Annotated in this window: 4 protein-coding genes; all 4 read left to right on the top strand. The window is 51.4% G+C overall.

Annotation, left to right across the window (positions count from 1 at the left end):
• Positions 1-417: DUF6708 domain-containing protein (locus UC15_RS25585; protein ID WP_369964716.1), on the top strand; the 417-nt coding region annotated here is incomplete at its 5' end.
• Positions 417-1,289, top strand: coding sequence for a hypothetical protein (locus UC15_RS25580; RefSeq protein WP_112292037.1), 873 nt, complete (start codon positions 417-419; stop codon positions 1,287-1,289). The genes UC15_RS25585 and UC15_RS25580, both read left to right, overlap by 1 nt.
• 24 nt (positions 1,290-1,313) lie before the next feature.
• A complete protein-coding gene (locus UC15_RS25575; RefSeq protein ID WP_112292036.1) occupies positions 1,314-4,367 on the top strand; it encodes a T6SS effector BTH_I2691 family protein in 3,054 nt (1,017 codons plus the stop codon).
• A gap of 21 nt (positions 4,368-4,388) precedes the next feature.
• Complete coding sequence (locus tag UC15_RS25570) at positions 4,389-5,150, top strand: DUF6708 domain-containing protein (RefSeq protein ID WP_112292035.1); 762 nt, start codon at positions 4,389-4,391, stop codon at positions 5,148-5,150.
• Positions 5,151-5,306 lie beyond the last annotated feature (156 nt).

Here is a 5,306-nt window from a genome sequence, read left to right as displayed (position 1 = left end):
TTTAACCGTAAGCGTCAGAAAGTGTATGTTTACGAATATCAGCGAAGTATATGGCCATGGAAACGCTGGCACCCCGTTATTAAGGTTTTTGACTGGGCAGATATTCATGCCGAACGGGTGCTGATGGCGGGCCATGCTGACTGGGGACATCGTATCTATTGCGCCGTCTGCAAACCCGGTACCGTAGAAGTCATGGACAGGTTTATCCTCACCTGGACGGTTGGCAGTGTGTTTGATGCTTACGGATTATGGAGCCACTGCTGTCACTACATGCAGGCGAAGCCCGTACCCACCGCCCCGCTGCTGACAAAGGCGCCCGCAAGCTGGACGCCGTTTAACACCGTCCGCTGGCCTGCTGATATCGACCGGGAGTCGACCACCGGGCCGGAAGTAACCTGCACTGAGAGCTGCCATTAATGCCAACAGCGACTTCATTATCAGAATTGTTATACGCAAAGTGCGATGAATACCGCTACCTGCTGCTGGATCCGTTGAAAAGTGTTCGATCATGGAACGCCCTGCATCTCAATCGCCTCAATGACGTATTTGGGAATGATGCCCTGTACAGAGTGCTTCGCCCTGACCTTGCATACGCACCTCAGTATTGTCCGGTGGTGATGCTGCTGGCCCTGCCCGGGATACTTTGTAATGAGGAGTTATTGCTTAAAAGCGAAGAATATTCCCGCGATGAAAAGCTCTATGAAAAGCGTTATATCTGCGGCTGGATAAGTTCGCCGCTGGCACCTGAGGCATTTGCCGCAGAGCTGGCAGGCTTATGTAAACAAGTACAGCGCGAAAATATCGTCCCATTTTATGAGCCATTACGCCTCGAACTGTTAACTGCGCTCAACGGAAAAAATGAATTCTCCCGCCTTATCAGCAACATCAGCCAGTGGTGCTGGATCTCCTGTAGTGGTCGTATGCAGGTATTGTCCGGCACAACTGAGGGGGATGAATGGCGGATGAAATGGGGTACAGAGTGCGCACAGAATAATGTGCGTGATATCTGGCGATTGCTGTCTGCGTGGCACAAAACCGGTGGCTCACTGCCTGCCGATGCCGCAAAGCAAGCGGCGGATGCCTGGGCGAAGTCCGAACTGGCCAGACTTCCCCATAAAGCTGACACAGTATGTCTTGCACTAAGTTACCTGACGTTACCCGACAACATCACTGCACACCCCGAGGTATTGGCGCTGTTAGAACAGGTTGCCAGCCATTCGGATCTGTATTTGACCCGGTTATTCCCCACGCTTTCGGATGCCCTCTTGCAGACGCTTATCGGGCCATAGCGCATAAAAAAAGGAATTTTGACGATGAGTTCACAATCACAAGCTTCTCAGAACAGTGCCGCAAGCGAACAGGTAGCGGGCACGCCATCAGGCTGTAAAGCCTGCAAGCGAGAAGGTGTCGCTATTTTCCCCCTGCGTGTGGCCGCCGTTCCAAAACCATTGGTCAATACCGGCTGGGCGCCTTCGGTGCCGAAGCAGGATTCCGAACTGACGGGCGGCGAGTATAAATACGCACTACGCACACTGCGGGAAGGATATTTGTATGTCCTGCTGGATAACACCTACTGGCAAGGTTATCAGGTGACGCCTGAAGGTGCCTTGCGCATGTTCAATGCTGAAGAAATGCCTGAAGGAGAAAAAGTCGAATCGCTGAGCGAGGCCTGTCTGACGCAGAACCACGAGATCGTGGCGGGTTTTATCAATATCGATCCAAAATATACACAAGCGGCCGTGGCATTTAGCAGTGATCCGTGGAGCAAAACGGTGCTGGATGAATACCAGAATGGAACACGTCCCGCCAGCCGTTTTACTCAGATAACCCTGTCTGAGGGAAATGTCACTGCTGCAGACCACAGTCGTAGTCTGACACTTGACCCTTCGCTGTCTGCCCTCAAAAGTAATGTGCTGGAATTCGCCACGGATTCATTTCCCAGTATCGCGGGCAAGGAAGGATTACCGAATGGCGCGCATGGCTTTTCTCATCGTATGGATCCTCAAAAGCAAACGGCACTGGGGAACCGCATCGCCCAGTTAACGCACCAGTATAAGGCGCCGGTGACTGCATTAGTGCTCGACGATCAAGTCGGAGTAATTCAGGAATTAAACACCGGACGACTGGATTGCGTAGAGGCACTGGCTGCATATACAGCTATAACCAGTAATATTCATAAGAAAATGATTTCTGATGCCATTCTGCAGATTAAACAATCAACAGCAGCGCAGATGAAAACAGACCCGAATATAAAGGGGGTTTACACGCCGGGTTACACCACGTCGTACTCCACTTCCCGTGAAAACCAGGTTGCAGCAGAGGTATATAAAGCCACGCGTCGTATGGAAGATTATTATGATGAACCCGCGCGGGCAGAGTTTGCCCGGGATTATCAGTCCACCGTTGACGGCTACAACCGCAAAATAGTCGCTACCTGGAAGGATCTGAATGCCGCCTACCGTTCTGCGCTCTGGCTGACCATTCTCAAGAACGACTATGCCCCGCAAAACAGTGCTATCAGCTGGGTGGCACAGCTGACCACCATTACCCGCTGTCTTCAGGGCAGTGTCGCGGGTTTTGATATGGAAAACAGCGGCAAAGACAGCGAGACCCCGGAATGGGCAAGATGGCTGGAAGATCCGCAAAGCCTGCCGTATATGGCCCTGATGCGCAGCCAGCCGGGTGTAACCGATTTACCGTCGCAGGTCTTCGGCGGCAGCCTGACCTATGCCAACCTGAAAGCAGTGCTAAACAGTAAGGAAGTTAGCGATTATATCAACAGCCCCGCGTATCAGAAAATAATGGCAAGCTTGATCACCTCCATTTCCGGCGCATTCAGCAAGCTCGAAAACACATTGTCTGCACAGGCAAAATCCGGGATGGTGCGAATGTTACAAGCCGTAGCTTATACATCAGCAGATGTGCCTGCCGCGACCCTGCTTACCGGGAAGCTCACTATCCGCGAATATCAGCACATGCTGCAAATTCAGCTTGATGCCCACGGTAAACCTGCCTGGAGTATCTCGGGCGAAGAAAATGGCCGCGTAACCAGTACCTCGCGTTTGGGGCACTGGACGCAAATCAATGACCCGGCCATCCTTGAGCAAAAAATTACGGTGAAATTAGGCGCACCGCTGAATAAGGCTCTCCCGGCAGCTGTCACATCCGACGCCATCGACCGCTCCCTGCTCTCCGGTGAAATTGAGTTGGGTGAAGCTGATATGCGTAATGCAGCACGCAGTCAGTTAAAGGTATCAACAGATCTCCAGAGCGGCTTTATTGGAGTGATTCTGGCCGGAATTTTGCTGTATGCCACTTTTAGCGATCTGGATGAGCTAAAGAAAGCCATACCGGGCGATACTCAGGCAGAGATGGGGCTGGCTTCCAAGTCTTTAATCATCATGGCTTCCGCCGTAGAAATTGTCGGGCAAAGCGCAGCTGTCGCGGGATTATTTAAGAATGGCGATCTTCTCATTCGGGGTGCGGGGGTGATTGGAGGCTTCGCAGCGATAATTGACGGTATTGCGCTAGGAATAAAAGCACATGAATTAGGTAAGGCCGGGGATGCAATAGCTTCCGGCTGTTACTACGTGGCAGCGGGATTGGTTGTACTTTCTGGCGGAGTTGGGGTGGCATTCAGTAGCTTAGCTATTTTTACATTATTAGGGCCGGTTGGTTGGTGCATTACCCTTGGGATAGCGGCCTATACATTGGTTGCTATCGGCAATCTTTTTGTACGTTCACCGCTGGAGCGTTGGTTATCGCATACATGTTTCGGGACCGATCAAAATGAAGACAATCAGCACCCTATGTCGCGCGTGGAAAATCCTGCAGACCTCCAGGAGGCCATGAAACAGCTGCATATCCTCGCCAGTGGCGTGTCGGTAAAGCTAAGTGGTGACTGGGTCACGGAGATAATGAGCAACACCCGAATTCTGGGTAACCGAATACTCGCTGCGCGGGTCATACTGGCGGACTGCAACCCGGCAGGTTCTGACTGGCTCGTCGAACTGACAGCCACCGGTGGCAACGGCTGTCGCCTTACACTGGCGCGAAGCGCTTCACCCGCAAAACTGGCCGGGTTTACGCCCCCGGAGCAGCAAACCTATCAGACCATGCCAGTTCTGTTTAACACAGCGATGAGTACTATGCCGGGGGCGCTGCCTGTCACTGAAGTGAAAGCGGCGAATTCTCTGGCTGAAACCTGGGGCGTAATATCGTCGCAAACACACAGCGGACTGCAACTGGACGGTGAGTTTCCGCTAAATACCGCACGTTTTAATAACGCCGAGCTGGTTGTGACCTACTGGCCGGATAAAACCCGACAGGGTAACAGTTTACAACTCACCACCCAACTGGACAGTTAAATCCAAAAGGATCGCCTTCAAATGCCTTTTTTTACCATGGAAGACCTGCAGCCAAGACTTAATCCGCCCATCAGAAACTGGCGGGAAGATATGCCGGAGAACCACGAACCACAACTGGTGCCGCCGCGGTTACGCTGGTTGACAACGCTTAACGATACCTTTCTGGAGTTAGCCCGCTACAGTAGTGAAATTCTATGGGGAGGGGTATTAATGAGTGGAATATTATTGTCTTTTCTCGCCATCGGTTTTGCGATTTCGGGTCCTTTTATGCAAGAAGGGATTAAGGGTTATTGGATGGTCTCAATTGGTTTAGCTTGGGCGTTTATTATATTTACCCTGTCACTTTTTATGCTAAAAATTTACTTTATGCAGCCTCGTGACCAACCTATTCGCCTGAACCGCAAACGCCAAAAAATTTATATTTTTGAGTACAAACGTACATTTTTCCCATGGCTAAAATGGCCAGTCACTATCCGGTCATATAACTGGGCGGATGTTCGCGGCGAAATACGTTATTCCAGTGATCGTTATAATATGGGCTTCCAGCTTTTCGGTTCTGTCTGTGAACCCGGTACTAACAAAGTCGTTACCCGCTTTTTGATTGCAAAAGAGCGCAGCTCACAGGAAATGCTGTGCCAGATCTGGAGTTATCTCTCTGTCTATATGCAGCATGATTCGGTGACAGCAGATCCGGTAGAAACCGGCCGGCCTGACGACTGGTGCCCACGCAAGGCAGACCGCTGGCCGGAAGATATGGAACGGGAGTCAACAACGGCACCTTAAAGCGCCCTGTAACCTACGCAAGATGGATAGCTAAACCCTAAAGGATTACTCTCAAATGCCTCTGTTTACCATAGAAGAACCACAGCCGAAACTCAATCCACCCATCCAAAACTGGCGGGAAGATATGCCGGAGAACCATGAGCCACAACTGGTGCC

The sequence above is a fragment of the Rahnella sp. AN3-3W3 genome (assembly GCF_003263545.1).
Lineage (GTDB): Bacteria > Pseudomonadota > Gammaproteobacteria > Enterobacterales > Enterobacteriaceae > Rahnella > Rahnella variigena.
Note: the sequence above shows the minus strand (reverse complement) of the source record. Positions and strands in the feature narration are given on the sequence as shown.

Coding starts and splice junctions, on each gene's coding strand:
- UC15_RS25580 (WP_112292037.1), top strand. CDS start 417: ATGCCAACAGCGACTTCATTATCAGAATTGTTATACGCAAAGTGCGAT.
- UC15_RS25575 (WP_112292036.1), top strand. CDS start 1,314: ATGAGTTCACAATCACAAGCTTCTCAGAACAGTGCCGCAAGCGAACAG.
- UC15_RS25570 (WP_112292035.1), top strand. CDS start 4,389: ATGCCTTTTTTTACCATGGAAGACCTGCAGCCAAGACTTAATCCGCCC.